General features: G+C 51.1%; 14 protein-coding genes. 9 read left to right on the top strand and 5 right to left on the bottom strand.

The window, feature by feature from the left end; genetic code table 11:
• Positions 1 to 101: 101 nt before the first annotated feature.
• From ettA to CKV66_RS05035, 3 genes are all read right to left on the bottom strand, one after another.
• Complete coding sequence (ettA, locus tag CKV66_RS05045) at positions 102 to 1,778, bottom strand: energy-dependent translational throttle protein EttA (protein ID WP_095197843.1); 1,677 nt, start codon at positions 1,776 to 1,778, stop codon at positions 102 to 104.
• Between the two features lie 165 nt (positions 1,779 to 1,943).
• Complete coding sequence (gene hflX / locus CKV66_RS05040; protein ID WP_408633894.1) at positions 1,944 to 3,038, bottom strand: GTPase HflX; 1,095 nt, start codon at positions 3,036 to 3,038, stop codon at positions 1,944 to 1,946.
• 122 nt (positions 3,039 to 3,160) lie between these two features.
• Positions 3,161 to 3,934 (bottom strand): TatD family hydrolase, encoded by a 774-nt coding sequence (locus tag CKV66_RS05035; RefSeq protein WP_085363871.1) that lies wholly within the window; start codon positions 3,932 to 3,934, stop codon positions 3,161 to 3,163.
• 212 nt (positions 3,935 to 4,146) lie between these two features.
• Here CKV66_RS05035 and uvrA point away from each other — a divergent pair, with 212 nt between their 5' ends.
• The 5 genes from uvrA (at position 4,147) to CKV66_RS05010 (ending at position 10,143) form a co-directional block, all read left to right on the top strand.
• Positions 4,147 to 6,978: an excinuclease ABC subunit UvrA gene (gene uvrA / locus CKV66_RS05030; protein ID WP_085363872.1), complete on the top strand. Its 2,832-nt coding sequence runs from the start codon at positions 4,147 to 4,149 to the stop codon at positions 6,976 to 6,978.
• Positions 6,979 to 7,050: 72 nt separating this feature from the next.
• Positions 7,051 to 8,262 carry an AAA family ATPase gene (locus CKV66_RS05025; protein ID WP_085363873.1) on the top strand — a complete coding sequence of 404 codons (1,212 nt, stop codon included), beginning with the start codon at positions 7,051 to 7,053 and terminating at the stop codon, positions 8,260 to 8,262.
• Positions 8,259 to 8,855: a DUF4276 family protein gene (locus CKV66_RS05020; protein ID WP_085363874.1), complete on the top strand. Its 597-nt coding sequence runs from the start codon at positions 8,259 to 8,261 to the stop codon at positions 8,853 to 8,855. The genes CKV66_RS05025 and CKV66_RS05020 overlap by 4 nt, the downstream gene beginning before the upstream one ends.
• 701 nt (positions 8,856 to 9,556) lie before the next feature.
• Positions 9,557 to 9,811, top strand: coding sequence for a type II toxin-antitoxin system HicA family toxin (locus CKV66_RS05015; RefSeq protein ID WP_085363875.1), 255 nt, complete (start codon positions 9,557 to 9,559; stop codon positions 9,809 to 9,811).
• Positions 9,808 to 10,143 (top strand): type II toxin-antitoxin system HicB family antitoxin, encoded by a 336-nt coding sequence (locus CKV66_RS05010; protein WP_085363876.1) that lies wholly within the window; start codon positions 9,808 to 9,810, stop codon positions 10,141 to 10,143. Before CKV66_RS05015 ends, CKV66_RS05010 begins: the two co-directional genes overlap by 4 nt.
• 113 nt (positions 10,144 to 10,256) lie before the next feature.
• On the opposite strand, the gene CKV66_RS05005 is transcribed toward CKV66_RS05010, so the two are convergent.
• Positions 10,257 to 11,033 carry a ferredoxin--NADP reductase gene (locus CKV66_RS05005; RefSeq protein ID WP_085363877.1) on the bottom strand — a complete coding sequence of 259 codons (777 nt, stop codon included), beginning with the start codon at positions 11,031 to 11,033 and terminating at the stop codon, positions 10,257 to 10,259.
• A 153-nt stretch (positions 11,034 to 11,186) separates the two neighbouring features.
• Here CKV66_RS05005 and lspA point away from each other — a divergent pair, with 153 nt between their 5' ends.
• Together lspA and ispH are read left to right on the top strand one after the other, a co-directional pair.
• A complete protein-coding gene (lspA, locus tag CKV66_RS05000; protein WP_054598760.1) occupies positions 11,187 to 11,702 on the top strand; it encodes a signal peptidase II in 516 nt (171 codons plus the stop codon).
• A 25-nt stretch (positions 11,703 to 11,727) separates the two neighbouring features.
• Positions 11,728 to 12,666 (top strand): 4-hydroxy-3-methylbut-2-enyl diphosphate reductase, encoded by a 939-nt coding sequence (ispH, locus tag CKV66_RS04995; RefSeq protein ID WP_054598759.1) that lies wholly within the window; start codon positions 11,728 to 11,730, stop codon positions 12,664 to 12,666.
• Between the two features lie 458 nt (positions 12,667 to 13,124).
• On the opposite strand, the gene CKV66_RS04990 is transcribed toward ispH, so the two are convergent.
• On the bottom strand, positions 13,125 to 13,631 hold the full coding sequence (locus CKV66_RS04990; RefSeq protein ID WP_085363878.1) for a hemerythrin domain-containing protein: 507 nt from the start codon (positions 13,629 to 13,631) through the stop codon (positions 13,125 to 13,127).
• Positions 13,632 to 13,792: 161 nt separating this feature from the next.
• Here CKV66_RS04990 and rsmA point away from each other — a divergent pair, with 161 nt between their 5' ends.
• Together rsmA and CKV66_RS04980 are read left to right on the top strand one after the other, a co-directional pair.
• Positions 13,793 to 14,572, top strand: coding sequence for a 16S rRNA (adenine(1518)-N(6)/adenine(1519)-N(6))-dimethyltransferase RsmA (gene rsmA, locus CKV66_RS04985; protein WP_085363879.1), 780 nt, complete (start codon positions 13,793 to 13,795; stop codon positions 14,570 to 14,572).
• A gap of 21 nt (positions 14,573 to 14,593) precedes the next feature.
• Positions 14,594 to 15,325, top strand: coding sequence for an amino acid ABC transporter ATP-binding protein (locus CKV66_RS04980; RefSeq protein WP_085363880.1), 732 nt, complete (start codon positions 14,594 to 14,596; stop codon positions 15,323 to 15,325).
• Positions 15,326 to 15,378 lie beyond the last annotated feature (53 nt).

Below are 15,378 nucleotides of genomic sequence, written 5' to 3'. Positions count from 1 at the left end.
AACACTGGCACAGCCTCGGCACAAACAGCCGTTGCCAAAATCTCGTTTAAAAACCTAAAAGGCCGTCTGAAACTTTTCAGACGGCCTTTTCAAACTCTTAATCAACGCGTTACCGGTTTATAGCGAATCCGTTTCGGTTTGGCACCCTCCTCACCCAAGCGGCGTTTTTTATCGGCCTCGTATTCCTGATAGTTGCCGTCGAAGAACACCCATTTCGAATCGCCTTCGCAAGCCAGAATGTGGGTAGCGATACGGTCGAGGAACCAGCGGTCGTGCGAAATCACCATCACGCTGCCGGCAAATTCCAGTAGAGCATCTTCCAGCGCACGCAGGGTTTCCACGTCCAAATCGTTGGAAGGTTCGTCCAGCAGCAGCACATTGCCACCCGACAGCAAAGTTTTCGCCAAATGCAGACGACCGCGCTCACCGCCGGAAAGGTTGCCGGCAATCTTGCTTTGGTCGCTGCCTTTGAAGTTGAAACGGCCCAAGTAAGCGCGGGCGGGGATTTCAAACTGGCCGACTTGCAGAATATCGCGGCCTTCGGCGATGTTGTCGAACACGGTTTTGTCGTTTTGCAAACCTTCGCGGCTTTGGTCAATCAGCGACATTTTCACGGTTTGGCCGATTTTCACTTCGCCGCTGTCCGGCTGCTCTTTGCCTGCAATCATTTTAAACAGGGTCGATTTACCCGCACCGTTAGGGCCGATGATGCCGACAATCGCGCCGGGCGGCACTTTAAAGCTCAAATCGTCGATTAAGAGTTTGTCGCCGAACGACTTGCTCACGTTCACAAACTCAATCACTTCGTTACCCAAACGCTCGGCCACGGGAATAAAGATTTCCTGCGTTTCATTGCGTTTTTGGTATTCGTAGTTAGACATTTCTTCAAAGCGGGCCAAACGCGCTTTGGATTTGGCTTGGCGGCCTTTGGCGTTTTGGCGCACCCATTCCAACTCCTGCTTCATGGCTTTCAGGCGGGCGGCTTCGGTTTTGGCCTCGTTTTCCAAGCGTTTTTCTTTCTGCTCCAGCCAAGAAGAGTAATTGCCTTTCCACGGAATGCCGTGCCCGCGGTCAAGCTCGAGAATCCATTCGGCGGCGTTATCCAAGAAATAACGGTCGTGGGTAACGGCCACTACGGTGCCGGGGAAGCGCACCAAAAACTGCTCCAGCCACTCCACCGATTCGGCATCCAAGTGGTTGGTCGGCTCGTCCAAAAGCAGCATATCCGGCTTGCTCAACAACAACTTGCACAAGGCAACGCGGCGTTTTTCACCACCGGAAAGATTGCCGATTTTGGCATCCCATTCGGGCAGACGCAGCGCATCGGCGGCGATTTCCAATTCGTGCTCCATACCGCCGCCGCTTGAAGAACCTGCGGCGATAATCGCTTCCAAGCGGCCTTGCTCTTCCGCCAGCGCATCAAAGTCGGCATCGGGATCGGCATAGGCGGCATACACTTCTTCCAAACGCTTCTGCGCGGCAGCTACTTCGCCCAAACCGCTTTCCACTTCTTCACGCACGGTTTTTTCGGGGTCGAGTTCCGGCTCTTGCGGCAGATAGCCGATTTTAATGCCGCTCATCGGCACGGCTTCGCCTTCAAACTCTTTGTCCACGCCCGCCATAATGCGCAGCACGGTGGATTTGCCCGCGCCGTTCAAACCGAGCAGGCCGATTTTCGCACCGGGGAAAAACGACAAGGAAATATCTTTGATAATAGTCTTTTGCGGCGGCACCACTTTGCTCACGCGCAGCATGGAATAAACGTATTGGCTCATAATGTTCTCTTTTAATCGTATTGGGAAAAATGTTTTCAGACGGCCTAAACATCATGAAAGGCCGTCTGAATGGAATAACTTAGGCTTTGTTTCACAGCGGTGTATGTTTTGCACAAAGCCAAATAAAGATAGGCGGTATTCTAACCTCAATTGCTTGTAAAACCTATCTTAATCTCGCGCCCGCTCAATCATCGCCTCGCGCAAAGCATCCAAACCCAAACTTTCGGTTACCGAAACATTCACCGCCACCGCCCTGCCCTGCGTATCGCACAGAATACCGGCGGGGCGTTTGTTGTCGGGCAGCAGGTCGATTTTGTTGTACACGATCAGTTGCGGCACTTCATGCGCGCCGATTTCTTCCAGCACGGTATTTACATCATCCATCTGCCGCTCGAAATCGGGATGGCTGGCATCGACCACATGCAGCAGCACGTCGGCCGATGCGGTTTCTTCCAAAGTGGCCGAAAATGCAGACACCAGCTTGTGCGGCAAATCGCGCACGAAGCCGACGGTGTCGGTTAGGATAACCGTGGCTTCGGGCGACAGATACAGGCGGCGGGCGGTGGTGTCGAGCGTGGCGAACAGTTGGTCTTTCGCCAGCACGTCGGCTTTGGTTAAACGGTTGAACAGGCTGGATTTTCCCGCATTGGTATAGCCCACTAGTGCAAAGGTTTTGATGCTGCCCTGCATCCGCGATTTGCGGCGGGTGGCTCGCTGTTTCTGCACATTTTGCAATTGCTTTTTCAAGGCGGTGATTTTTTGGTTGATTAAGCGGCGGTCGGTTTCGAGCTGGGTTTCGCCCGGGCCTTTCAAACCGATACCGCCTTTTTGGCTTTGCATGTGTCCGTAACCACGCACCAGCCGCCCGCTTAAGTGATTAAGCTGCGCCAACTCCACTTGCAGTTTACCTTCTTGCGATTGTGCGCGTTTGGCGAAAATCGCCAGAATCAGCCCCACGCGGTCGAGCACGCGGCATTGCAAAACGCGCTCCAAATTGCGCTCCTGCGTCGGTGTCAGTTCGTGATTGAACACCACTAATTCGATGTCGTGCTGCCGCACCAGTTCGGCCAACTCTTCTGCCTTACCCGTACCGACGAACAGCGCAGTATGGGCTTTGTCGCGCTTGGCGGTTTCGGTGCACACCAAATCGCCGCCCGCCGCGCGCACCAAGTCTGCCGCTTCGGCCAAGGCCGTCTGAAAAGCCTGTTCGCGCCATTCGTTGGCACCGGAATAATCCGCACTCAGCATCACGCCCACCAGCATCACGCGCTCGGGCTTTTCAAGGGATTTGTCGATTTGAAACAGGGTGGGTTTACTCACGGTTTACGCTCCGTTTAGGAAAGTTTTTCAGACGGCCTCTGCGGGTTTGCCATGTTTCAGCTTTTTCACGCCAACTTGGGCACTTTGTTAAACAACCGGTAGAAGTTTTCGGTAGTGATTTCAGCGATATGCTCCACCGAATCGCCGCGCAGTTTCGCTACGAATTCGGCAGTATAACGTACATAAGCCGGCTCGTTGGGCTTGCCGCGTTTAGGTACTGGGGCGAGAAACGGCGCGTCGGTTTCCACCAAAATCCGGTCTTGCGGCACATACTTGGCGGCTTCTTGGATATCCGCAGCATTTTTAAAGGTAACAATACCTGAAAACGAAATATAAAAACCCAAATCCAGCGCGGCTTTGGCCACTTCCACATTCTCGGTAAAACAATGAATCACCCCTGCATGGGCTTGATGTTCGCGCAGCATCCGCATCGTATCCGCCGCCGCTTCGCGGGTATGCACCACCAACGGCAGCCCGCTTTGGTTGGCCGCTGCGATGTGGTCTGCAAACCGTTGGTGCTGCCAACCCAAATCGCCTTGGCACCAATAATAATCCAAGCCCGTTTCGCCGATGCCCACCACTTTCGGATGTTTCGCATGCTCCACCAACTCGGCAACGGTAAATTCCGGCGTGTCTTGTTGGTCGGGATGAACGCCGACGGTGGCAAAAATATGTTCGTGCGCCTCGGCCAGCGCCAAGACTTCGGTAAACGTTTGTTTGCTCACGCTGATGGCCAGCGCCTGCTTCACATCGTTTTCCTTCATATTGGCGAATACTTCGGGCAGGCGGCTGCTGAGGCCGTCGAAATTCAGATGGCAATGGGAGTCGATTAAATGCATGATGAGCTTAAGCTGTGGAAAAAGTCAGTAAAGATAACATATCGGCGCGGCGGATAACAGCGAGCACGATAAAACCGCGTTTGCCACTCTGCTTGGTTTGGCATTTGAGGCCGTCTGAAAAGTATTTACCTCTCCTAACCGCACGGCAGCACACATAAAAATGTTACAATACGCGGTTCTTTTTTAACCGGAATTCAGACGGCCTCACCATCATGAGCAAGCACGACAACGACACCATCCGCATCCGCGGCGCACGCACCCATAATCTGAAAAACGTCGATCTCGACATTCCCCGCCACAAGCTCGTGGTGGTAACGGGTTTGTCGGGCAGCGGCAAATCCTCGCTCGCGTTCGACACGCTTTATGCCGAAGGCCAGCGCCGTTATGTGGAAAGTCTTTCGGCCTATGCGCGCCAGTTTTTACAGATGATGGATAAGCCCGATGTCGATTTGATCGAAGGCTTGTCGCCCGCGATTTCAATCGAACAAAAATCCACCAGCCACAACCCGCGCTCCACCGTCGGCACCGTAACCGAAATCCACGATTATCTGCGCCTTCTGTATGCCCGCGTCGGCACGCCGCATTGCCCCGAACACGATTTGCCCTTGAGCAGCCAAACCGTGTCGCAAATGGTGGATGCCGTCTTAAAACTGCCTGAAGACACCCGCGTGATGATTCTCGCCCCTACCGTGCGCGAACGCAAAGGCGAATTTGTCGATTTCTTTGCCGACTTGCAGGCGCAGGGCTTTGCCCGCGTGCGCGTGGACGGCGAAGTCTATCAGCTCGACGAAGTGCCCAAGCTCGAAAAAAACATCAAGCACAATATCGACGTGGTCATCGACCGCGTGAAAGTAAAAGCCGACATCAAACAGCGGCTGGCCGAAAGTTTTGAAACCGCCCTGCGCCACGGCGGCGAACGTGCGCTGGCACTGGAAATGGACAGCGGCGAAGAACATTGGTTTTCCGCCCAATTCGCCTGCCCCGTATGTTCATACAGCCTGCCCGAACTCGAACCGCGCCTGTTTTCCTTCAATAACCCCGTCGGCGCATGCCCCACCTGCGACGGCTTGGGCAATATGAATTTCTTCGACCCCGAGCGCGTGGTCATGCACCCCGAGCTTTCTTTAGCCACCGGTGCGATTAAAGGCTGGGACAAACGCAACCAGTTTTACTTTCAAATGATTCAATCGCTGGCCGCACATTACGGCTTCGATGTCGACACCCCCTTTGAAGGGCTGCCTGAAAAAGTAAAAAAAGTGATTTTGCACGGCTCCGGCAAAGACGTTATCGACTTCCGCTACCTTTCCGAAAAAGGCACCACCTTCAACCGCAGCCACGCTTTTGAAGGCATCATCCCCAATCTCGAACGCCGTTTCCGCGAAACCGATTCCAACACCGTGCGCGAAGAGTTGTTGCAATATCAAAGCCATAAAGCCTGCCCTAGCTGCGGCGGCGCACGTTTGCGCAAAGAAGCGCGTTATGTTTATGTGGGCAAACAGCCGCTGCACGAAATTTCCGCATGGCCGCTCACCCAAACGCACCAATTCTTTGAAACCCTTGATTTGGAAGGCAACAAAAAGCAGATTGCCGAAAAAATCCTCAAAGAAATCACCGAGCGCTTGGGCTTTCTGATTAACGTCGGCCTCGACTATCTGAACCTCAGCCGCAGCGCCGAAACCCTTTCCGGCGGCGAAGCCCAGCGCATCCGCCTCGCCAGCCAAATCGGCAGCGGCCTCACCGGCGTGATGTACGTTTTGGACGAACCCTCCATCGGCCTGCACCAGCGCGACAACGACCGCCTGCTCGCCACCCTCAAGCGCCTGCGCGACCTCGGCAACAGCGTGATCGTGGTCGAACACGACGAAGATGCCATCCGCGAAGCCGATTTCGTTATCGACATGGGCCCCGGCGCGGGCGAACACGGCGGCAACGTTATCATCGCCGACACACCCGACAAAGTCGCCGCCTGCACCGATTCCGTTACCGGCCAATACCTCAGCGGCAAAAAAGCCATCGCCGTGCCCTCAGTTAGAACACCCGTTAACCCCGAAAGAATGCTCGTGCTCAAAGGCGCACGCGGCAACAACCTCAAAAACGTTACCCTCGAGCTGCCTTTGGGTTTGATTACCTGCATCACCGGCGTATCCGGCAGCGGCAAATCTACCCTGATTAACGACACGCTGGCCAAAATCACCGCCCGCGAACTCAACCGCGCCCATGAAGAACCCGCGCCCTACGACGACATTACCGGCCTCGAACACCTCGACAAAGTCATCAACGTCGACCAATCCCCCATCGGCCGAACGCCCCGCTCCAACCCCGCCACTTACACCGGCCTCTTCACCCCCATCCGCGAACTCTTCGCCGGCGTACCCCTCGCCCGCGAACGCGGCTACAACGTCGGCCGCTTCTCGTTCAACGTCAAAGGCGGCCGCTGCGAAGCCTGCCAAGGCGACGGCGTAATCAAAGTAGAAATGCACTTCCTGCCCGACGTTTACGTGCCCTGCGAAGTGTGCCACGGCAAACGCTACAACCGCGAAACCCTCGAAGTGCAATACAAAGGCAAAAACATCAGCCAAGTGCTCGACATGACCGTAGAAGAAGCCCGCGAATTCTTCGACGCCGTGCCCACCGTATCCCGCAAACTGCAAACCCTGATGGACGTAGGCCTGGGCTACATCCGCCTCGGCCAATCCGCCACCACCCTCTCCGGCGGCGAAGCCCAACGCGTCAAACTCGCCCTCGAACTCTCCAAACGCGACACCGGCCGCACCCTCTACATCCTAGACGAACCCACCACCGGCCTGCACTTCGCCGACATCGCCCTGCTGCTGGAAGTCATCGGCCGTCTGAAAGGCAAAGGTAATTCGATTGTGATTATTGAGCATAATTTGGATGTGATTAAGACCGCAGATTATATTGTGGACTTAGGGCCGGAAGGGGGAGATGGCGGAGGGAGGATTATTGCTAAGGGTAGTCCGGAGGAAGTGGTTAAGGTTGAGGGGAGTTATACGGGGAAGTATTTGAAACCTATGATAAAATAAAATTATAAGATTTCTTATGTTTAATAATAAACATTATTTCAATTGAAGCTACCTCATAGGAATTTAATTAAGATGATAAACTCAATATTTTTGACACGAGTTGTTTTGCGTAACTATAAAAGTATTGGTTATTGCAATGTTAACTTGGGAACATTAACTTATTTAGTCGGCGGTAATGGCTCTGGTAAAAGTAACTTTCTTGATGCATTACAACTGGTAAGAGATGCTTTAAATAATTCTTTGGAAAATGCATTGAGTGAGCGCGGAGGACTGAACGAAGTGCGCCGTCGCTCAAGTGGTCACCCTACTCACTTTGGTATTCGTTTAGAATTTACCTTACCTAATGGGCAACAAGGACATTTTGCCTTTGATATAGGTGCCTTAAAAGATAGAGGATATGAAGTAAAAACAGAAGAGTGCGTTATCGGAGGAATAGGAAAAGGCCCTTTTTATAAAATCAATAAAGGCAAATTAGAAAAAAGCAGTGAATCCACTTTCCCTGCTGTTACTACCGACAGATTAGCCTTGGTAGCTGTTTCAGGCTTACAAGCTTTTCGAGATGTCTTTGATGCATTATCCTCAATGAGCTTTTACAGTTTAAACCCTGATGCAATGAAAGAATTACAGAAACCCCAGGAAGGAAAACTACTTAAATTCTCTGGAGAAAATATTGCTAGCGTAATCGGACATTTAGAAAGAATTGATGGTAAAAATCAAATACAAACTATTGAAAAATATTTACAAGCAGTGGTTCCCATGGTGCATGGTGTCGAGCGTAAACAAATTGGGCCAATGGAAACTTTGGAATTTAGGCAGGATATGTCTGGTGCTAAACACCCTTGGCGTTTCCTGGCACAAAATATGTCAGATGGAACACTACGGGCTCTCGGTATCTTAACTGCTTTATTTCAAAAGAATCACGACTATTCACCTACATTGGTAGGCATTGAGGAACCAGAAACCGCTTTACATCCTGCTGCAAGTGCAGCTTTAAGGGAAGCATTAACTATAGCATCTCAAGAAACTCAAATTATCGTAACAAGTCATAGTCCTGATCTTTTAGATGATACCGCTATTCCCGACAATCAAATTTTATCAGTCATCGCAGAAGGTGGAGAGACATTTATCGCGCCACTAGACAAAGCATCTAGAGAGGCAATTAAAAACCATTTATTTTCCGCTGGTGAATTATTGAGAATAAACCAGCTAGCCCCTGACAGAGAATATTTGGAGAGCCAAATACATAACAAACAAGCTGATTTATTTGGAGACACAAAAGAATGAACATCGCTTGTATCGTTGAGGGACAGGGTGAAGTTAAAGCTCTGCCTATCCTGCTAAGAAGATTGCATCAGTGGAAAACACCAACATTTTCATACCCGACTATTCAAGAACCAATTAGGGTAAAAAGAAACCAATTTATTAATAAAAATGAAGAATTCAACCGATATTTGCAACTTGCATCTATGAAATGCAGAGATAAAGGGTGGATTTTAATTTTATTTGACGCTGATGACGATTGCCCCGCGAAATTAGGAAATACTATCTTAACACGCGCACAAGAGTGTGTTCCACATCGTTCCATCTCTGTCGTCCTAGCAAATCGAGAATTTGAGGCTTGGTTTATTGCTTCAGCAAAATCATTAGATGGGAAAAACAATTTCACATTTGATGAAGAAAAAGAAACTATTATTGCCGAAGAACCGAGAGACGCAAAAGGATGGATCAAAAAACATATGTCAACCAATTCTTATGGAGAAACAACAGACCAAGCGATTTTCACTAAAGAAATGGATCTACAACAAGCATTTGATAACAGCCGATCATTTAGAAAATTATGCTCTGAATGGGAAAAACAGATAAATAAGCTATCATAGAAAACTGCAACAATCCACAACCTGTATAAAACCTAAATGTATAATGTATAGTGTGTGGTACGAACACAAGCGTTGCTTAAGACACAACAATTCATACGCCCAAGCAAGCGTAGCAAGTCGCAGCCTGCATAAAACCTAAATCCCATGCGTAGGATGTGTGCGGTACGCACGCACGCGTTGTTCAGACCCCTGTTCCAATGCCGTCTGAAACTTTCTTTTCAGACGGCATTGTTTTGTACATAAATAATGCGGCGTGATTTTAAAATCTTAACGGCGATGTTGGAAAAGGTCGGGTTATTTACACTTTTTATACCAAACAGCTTTCGTTTTTTGCAGGAATGATGGTTTCGTGATTTTTGAGTATTCTCAAGAACGATGCGGCTTCGCCGTGCCTTTCGGCATTCTTGACAACCCTCAAAAATCCCAAAATGGGTCTGCATGCAAAAAACGGAAAGTGTAAACAACGCTAGAATTTCCTACACTTTTGAGACCTTTGCAAAACCCCACGCCAAGAAACAACCGGAACATTCTTCATCATGTTCCGGCTGTTTTTGAGTAAAAAGTAGACAAGCTGAGACCTTTGCAAAACCGCGTGCGTGGCTGCGCCACACACCCTTGTATGGGTTTTATGCAGACTACGGCTTGCCAACCCCTCCGCCTTGTTTTAGAATGGTACTAAATATTAGTGCCATTTTGTTTTTATGAAAAAGAAACACCAAAGAACGCTTGCTTTAATATTCAACCGCCCCGTATCCGGCAGCATTAAATGGGCGGATATTGAGGCTCTGTTTGCCGAATTGGGCGCGGAAATACAAGAAAGGGAAGGTAGTCGTGTGGCCGTAATCCTTTTCGGGCAAGTGAAAGTGTTTCATAGGCCGCATCCAAGCCTTGATACGGATAAAGGCGCGGTTGCGAGCGTGCGTAAATGGTTGGAAGAAAACGGAGTAAAGCCATGAACAATGTAATGGAAATCAACGGCCATAAAGCCATTATTCAATACGACCCTGAAACCGAGTTGCTGCGCGGCGAGTTTGTCGGTCTTAACGGCGGGGCGGATTTTTACGCCGATAATGTGGCAGACTTGCACAAAGAGGGCGCAGCCAGTTTGGCGGTTTTTCTCGATGTGTGCAAAGAAAAAGGCATTGAGCCGTATAAACAGTATTCAGGCCGCTTTAATGTGCGGATAAGCCCTGAAACCCATGCAGCAGCGGCGGCGGCAGCGGCAGCGCAAAATATCAGCCTGAATGAATGGGTCAACCGTGCAATCAGCCAATCCGCCCATGTCTGAAAATGATTTTATGCCCGTTTTTCGATTTTCAAGCGAGCGTAAAAGTTAGGTAAAAGGTAGGGAATTTATCTTATTGAAAATTATTTTATCTTTATATTCATTGATTTATTTTATTAAAACCCGTTTTCCATCATGATTTGCCCCGGAGTGCGGTTGCGGTGCATGGCGAAGCCCATGTCGAGCAGGGCTTGGAAGGTGTCTTTGACCATGGCGGGGTTGCCGCAGATCATGAAGCGGGTGTCGGCGGGGGTGAACCGGATATCGAATGCGGCGGCGAGTTCGCCGTTGTTTAACAGTTCGGGCAGGCGTTTGCCGAGTGCGCCTGCTGTGGTTTCGCGGGTTACGACGGGTACGAAATGCAGTTTGTGGAAATGCTCTTCAATCAGCGGGTGTTCGGCAAGGGCGGCAATGCGGTCGTTGAAAATCAATTCGTTGCCGTAAGAAACGGAATGCGCGAGGGCGAGGCGGTCGAAGCGTTGCCAGATTTCGGGCTGTTCCAAAATCGATAGAAACGGTGCGATGCCGGAACCTGTGCAGAGCATTACCAAATCTTTGCCGTCGGGGAAGCGCTCGGGCAGCAGGAAGCCGGTGGCGTTTTTGTCGAGCAGGATAGTATCGCCCTCTTTCATCGCGGCGAGTTTGGCCGACATGGGGCCGCCTTCGATCAATACGGCGAAGTATTCGAGGGTGTCGGCGTATTCGGCGGAAACAACGGAATAGGCGCGCCAGATAAAGCCTTCGCCTTCACGAAAGCCCAGCCGTGAAAACTGGCCTGCGGAAAAGCGGTAGGCTTCGGGGCGAGTGATGGCGAATGTCATTAATTTGGGTGTGTGGTGCTTGATCCATAATACGGTTTCTTGCGTATATTTGGCTTCGGGTGATGCGGCCATGGTGTTTCCGATGTTTCAAATGTTTTCAGACGGCCTGAATTATACCTAAAGGCCGTCTGAAACCATACTGCTTTGCCAAAGTGTGCAAATTAGCCCCTTGTTGCTGCGATTCAGGTAAAATGCGGGCTTTTGATTCCCGTGCATTACACACACATGACCACTCAGAAAACTTCTAAAATGAAATATTGGCTGCTGGTTGCGGCGGCCATCGTTCTCGACCAAATAACCAAAGTTGCCGTGTTGCAGAATTTTGAGTTTGCCGAACGCCTGAACGTGATTCCGCATATTTTTGATTTAACGCTGGTATTCAACACCGGCGCGGCGTTCAGCTTTTTGGCGGACGCAGGCGGCTGGCAGAAATACTTTTTCTTGGGGCTGGCCGTGGTCATCAGCTTCTACCTTGCCCGCGGGATTGTGAAAGACGATTTCGGCAAATGGGGCAAACTCGGTGCGGCTATGGTGATCGGCGGCGCCGTCGGCAACGTTATCGACCGCCTGATTCACGGCCATGTGGTTGATTTTCTGTTGGTTTACTGGCAAAACTGGTATTATCCGGCGTTCAATGTGGCCGACAGCTTTATCTGCGTGGGCGCAGCCTTGTTGATACTCGACGGCTTCAAACACAAAAAAGCCGGCGATAAAGAAGAAAAAGCCGCTAAGGCCGTCTGAACATTATTGTGAAGCAAACACCATCATGACGAAAAAAACCATTATTTTGGCCAACCCCCGCGGCTTTTGCGCGGGCGTTGACCGTGCCATCAGCATTGTAGAGCGCGCGCTGGAAGAATTCGGCGCGCCGATTTATGTGCGCCATGAAGTCGTGCACAACAAATTCGTGGTGGACAATCTGCGCGAAAAAGGCGCGGTGTTCATCGAAGACCTTGCCGACGTGCCGGAAGGCGCAACGCTGATTTATTCCGCCCACGGCGTATCGAAAGCCGTGCAGGATGAAGCGGTTGAGCGCGGTTTTCAGGTGTTTGACGCCACCTGCCCGCTGGTTACGAAAGTGCATAAAGAAGTGGCGCGTTTGGATAGCCAAGGCTATCAGATCATCATGATCGGCCATGCCGGCCACCCCGAAGTGGAAGGCACGATGGGGCAGCTGCCCGAAGGCAGTATGCTGCTGGTAGAAACGGTGGACGATGTTGCCAAGCTCGAAGTGCGCGATGCCGAAAAGCTCGCCCATGTGAGCCAAACCACTCTATCGGTGGACGAAACCCGCGATATCATCGAAGCCTTGCAAGCGCGTTTTCCGCACATCCGCAGCCCGCACAAAGAAGACATCTGCTACGCCACCACCAACCGCCAAGAAGCGGTAAAAGATTTGGCGGCGGAATGCGATATCGTAATCGTGGTCGGCTCGCCCAACTCGTCCAACAGCAACCGCTTGCGCGAAGTGGCCGCCCTGCGCGGTGTCGATGCCTATATGGTGGATAACGCGGGCTATTTGCAGCGCGAATGGTTTGAAGGCAAAAACAAAGTAGGCGTAACCGCCGGAGCTTCCGCACCCGAAGTATTGGTTCAGGAAGTGATTGCCGCCATTCAAAGCTGGGGGCACGACACCGTGCGCGAAGGCGAAGGCGTGGAAGAAAGCATTGTGTTTGTTTTGCCCAAGGCTCTGAGAAAAGAGTAAGCCGTTTGCTCTGTGAATTTAAAACAGCGTAGCGCACGCCCTGCACTACGCTGTTTTTTAATGGCTTAGGTTGCTTGAGGCCGTCTGAAAAACCGCCAAACGGGTTTCAGACGGCCTCAAGCCTTGGCATAAGTCAGCCGCCATTCCGAGATATTCATACCCAAGAAAACCGTAGGGGCGGATTGCATATCCGCCCCTACGGTAGGGTTTTGTAATGAGCGTCGAATAGGTAACAGCTTGCTTCAATTTGCGAGCAGGGGTTCATGGGTGTGAAATAAATATTTTCTCATTTCAAGCATCGGGCGGATATGCAATCCGCCCCTACGAAATCTGTGTGCGGCTTGAAAAAATTTAGCCCCCCAAAACCCGCTTTGACGAAGTTCGCACAATTCGCTTTCAGACGGCCTCAAGCAATTTTCATTTTATCCAAAGATACAAACCGCTTTTACTCCTGCATCTCAAGCCTTGCGCCTTGCTGCCATCTTCCGCCCTATCTCCGCCAATGCCTGCTGCGGAATCTGCCTGCCCATTTCAAACAGCGGTTCTTCCAAAGCCAAATGAGCTTCATAGGCGGCGCAAAAACGCTGAAGCACCACTTCGTTCACACCGTAATTATGGTCGGCCTGCAAACGTGCAAACTCCTGCGCTACCGCCGCCCAGTTTTCATGCAGGCTGTCGTGCTGGCTCAACAGTTCATGAATGCTTTCTTGAGCCTGCGGGCAATATTGCAAAAGCAGCGGAAAAAAATCGTCTTCTTCGTCTTGATGGTGCAAAGGCGCGGCCACGTTGAAATACTGGCTGATCTGTTTAACCGCCTGCAACACGGTTTCGTTGCAGCCGTGTTGCGCCAGATATTCGGGCAACACTTCAAGCTGGCTGCAAAAACGGCGCACTTTGCCGTGGCAGGCATAAAGCATCTCGATCGGTTCGGCAAATGTTACGCTGCGCGTATCGAAAAGGTTCATATTTCTTCCTTTCATCTGCCCGCATCATAAACCTTTCAAGGCCAAATGTTTAGACTCCGTTCAGAGAATAGACACCCGCACGGTTTTATGCCTGCCGCCCGCCGCACGACAGGGCATTTTGCGCTACAATACGCACTCGAAACGAATCTTGAAGAAGCAGCATGAAAGAACACAAAGCCCGAAAACGGTTCGGGCAAAATTTTTTACAAGACACGCGCATCATCCGCGACATCGTTAACGCCGTGCGCCCTCAGCCCGATGATACGGTGATCGAAATCGGCCCCGGCTTGGCGGCGATTACCGAGTCTTTGGCGCAGAAACTCAACCGCCTGCATGTGATTGAAATCGACCGCGATATTGTAGGCCGTCTGAAAACCCTGCCTTTTGCCGACAAGCTCGTGATTCACGAAGGCGACGTTTTGCAGTTTGATTTCAACAGCGTGCCGGGCAAAAAGAAAATCGTCGGCAACCTGCCCTACAATATTTCCACGCCGCTGCTGTTCCGCCTGAGCGAAGTGGCGGACGATGTGATCGATATGCACTTTATGTTACAGAAAGAAGTGGTCGAGCGCATGGTAGCCGAGCCGAAAACCAACGACTACGGCCGCTTGGGCGTGATGCTGCAATATTTTTTCGATATGGAAATGCTGATCGACGTGCCGCCCGAATCGTTCGACCCCGCGCCGAAAGTCGATTCCGCCGTGGTACGCATGATTCCGGTGAAACACCGCATCGGCAAAGCCGAAAATTTCGAGCATTTCTCCAAGCTGGTTAAAGCCGCGTTTCACCAGCGCCGCAAAACCATACGCAACAATCTGAAAGACATGACCACAGACGAAGATTTGCAGGCCGTCGGCATCAACCCGCAAGACCGCGCCGAACACATCGCGCCCGAGCTTTACGTGGCATTGAGCAATCATCTTTCAGCCAAGGCCGTCTGAATACACTGGATTAACAACATAATGATTAAATTTATCAACGTACACAAACATTTCAAAGACTTGCACGTTATCAACGGCGTGAATCTGGAAATCAAAAAAGGCGAAGTGGTGGTGGTTTGCGGCCCTTCGGGCAGCGGCAAATCCACCCTGATCCGCACGGTTAACCAACTCGAAACCATCGAAAGCGGCGAAATTTGGGTGGACGGCATGAACGTAGCCGACCCGAAAACCGATTTGAACAAAGTGCGCGAAGAAGTGGGCTTTGTATTCCAAAACTTCAATCTTTACCCGCACCTCAACGTGTTGGAAAACATCATTCTTTCGCCGATGAAAGTGAAAAAGCAAAGCCGCGCCCAAGCTGAAAAGAAAGCGATGGAGCTGCTGGAGCGCGTAGGTTTGGCACACAAAAAAGACGCCATGCCCGGCCAGCTTTCCGGCGGCCAACAGCAGCGCGTGGCGATTGCCCGCGGCTTGGCGATGGAACCGCGCGTGATGCTGTTTGACGAACCGACTTCCGCTCTCGATCCCGAAATGGTCGGCGAAGTATTGCGCGTAATGAAGGATTTGGCCAACAGCGGCATGACCATGATGTGCGTTACCCACGAAATGGGCTTTGCCCGCGAAGTGGCCGACCGCGTGATTTTTGTCGATCACGGCCAGATCATCGAAGAAGCGGAGCCGGAAGAGTTTTTCAACCATCCCAAGCACGCGCGCGCCAAACAGTTTTTACAGCAGGTGATGAAACAAAAATAAGTATTTCCTGTGCCGCCATGTTTTCAGACGGCCTTTGGCAACCTTGAGGCCGT

Source organism: Neisseria zoodegmatis (genome assembly GCF_900187305.1).
Taxonomy (GTDB): domain Bacteria; phylum Pseudomonadota; class Gammaproteobacteria; order Burkholderiales; family Neisseriaceae; genus Neisseria; species Neisseria zoodegmatis.
Note: the sequence above shows the minus strand (reverse complement) of the source record. Positions and strands in the feature narration are given on the sequence as shown.

Coding starts and splice junctions, on each gene's coding strand:
- CKV66_RS05010 (WP_085363876.1), top strand. CDS start 9,808: ATGAACAATGTAATGGAAATCAACGGCCATAAAGCCATTATTCAATAC.
- CKV66_RS04990 (WP_085363878.1), bottom strand. CDS start 13,631: ATGAACCTTTTCGATACGCGCAGCGTAACATTTGCCGAACCGATCGAG.
- CKV66_RS05005 (WP_085363877.1), bottom strand. CDS start 11,033: ATGGCCGCATCACCCGAAGCCAAATATACGCAAGAAACCGTATTATGG.
- rsmA (WP_085363879.1), top strand. CDS start 13,793: ATGAAAGAACACAAAGCCCGAAAACGGTTCGGGCAAAATTTTTTACAA.
- hflX (WP_408633894.1), bottom strand. CDS start 3,038: ATGCTGGTGGGCGTGATGCTGAGTGCGGATTATTCCGGTGCCAACGAA.
- uvrA (WP_085363872.1), top strand. CDS start 4,147: ATGAGCAAGCACGACAACGACACCATCCGCATCCGCGGCGCACGCACC.
- CKV66_RS05020 (WP_085363874.1), top strand. CDS start 8,259: ATGAACATCGCTTGTATCGTTGAGGGACAGGGTGAAGTTAAAGCTCTG.
- ispH (WP_054598759.1), top strand. CDS start 11,728: ATGACGAAAAAAACCATTATTTTGGCCAACCCCCGCGGCTTTTGCGCG.
- CKV66_RS05015 (WP_085363875.1), top strand. CDS start 9,557: ATGAAAAAGAAACACCAAAGAACGCTTGCTTTAATATTCAACCGCCCC.
- CKV66_RS05025 (WP_085363873.1), top strand. CDS start 7,051: ATGATAAACTCAATATTTTTGACACGAGTTGTTTTGCGTAACTATAAA.
- lspA (WP_054598760.1), top strand. CDS start 11,187: ATGACCACTCAGAAAACTTCTAAAATGAAATATTGGCTGCTGGTTGCG.
- CKV66_RS04980 (WP_085363880.1), top strand. CDS start 14,594: ATGATTAAATTTATCAACGTACACAAACATTTCAAAGACTTGCACGTT.
- CKV66_RS05035 (WP_085363871.1), bottom strand. CDS start 3,934: ATGCATTTAATCGACTCCCATTGCCATCTGAATTTCGACGGCCTCAGC.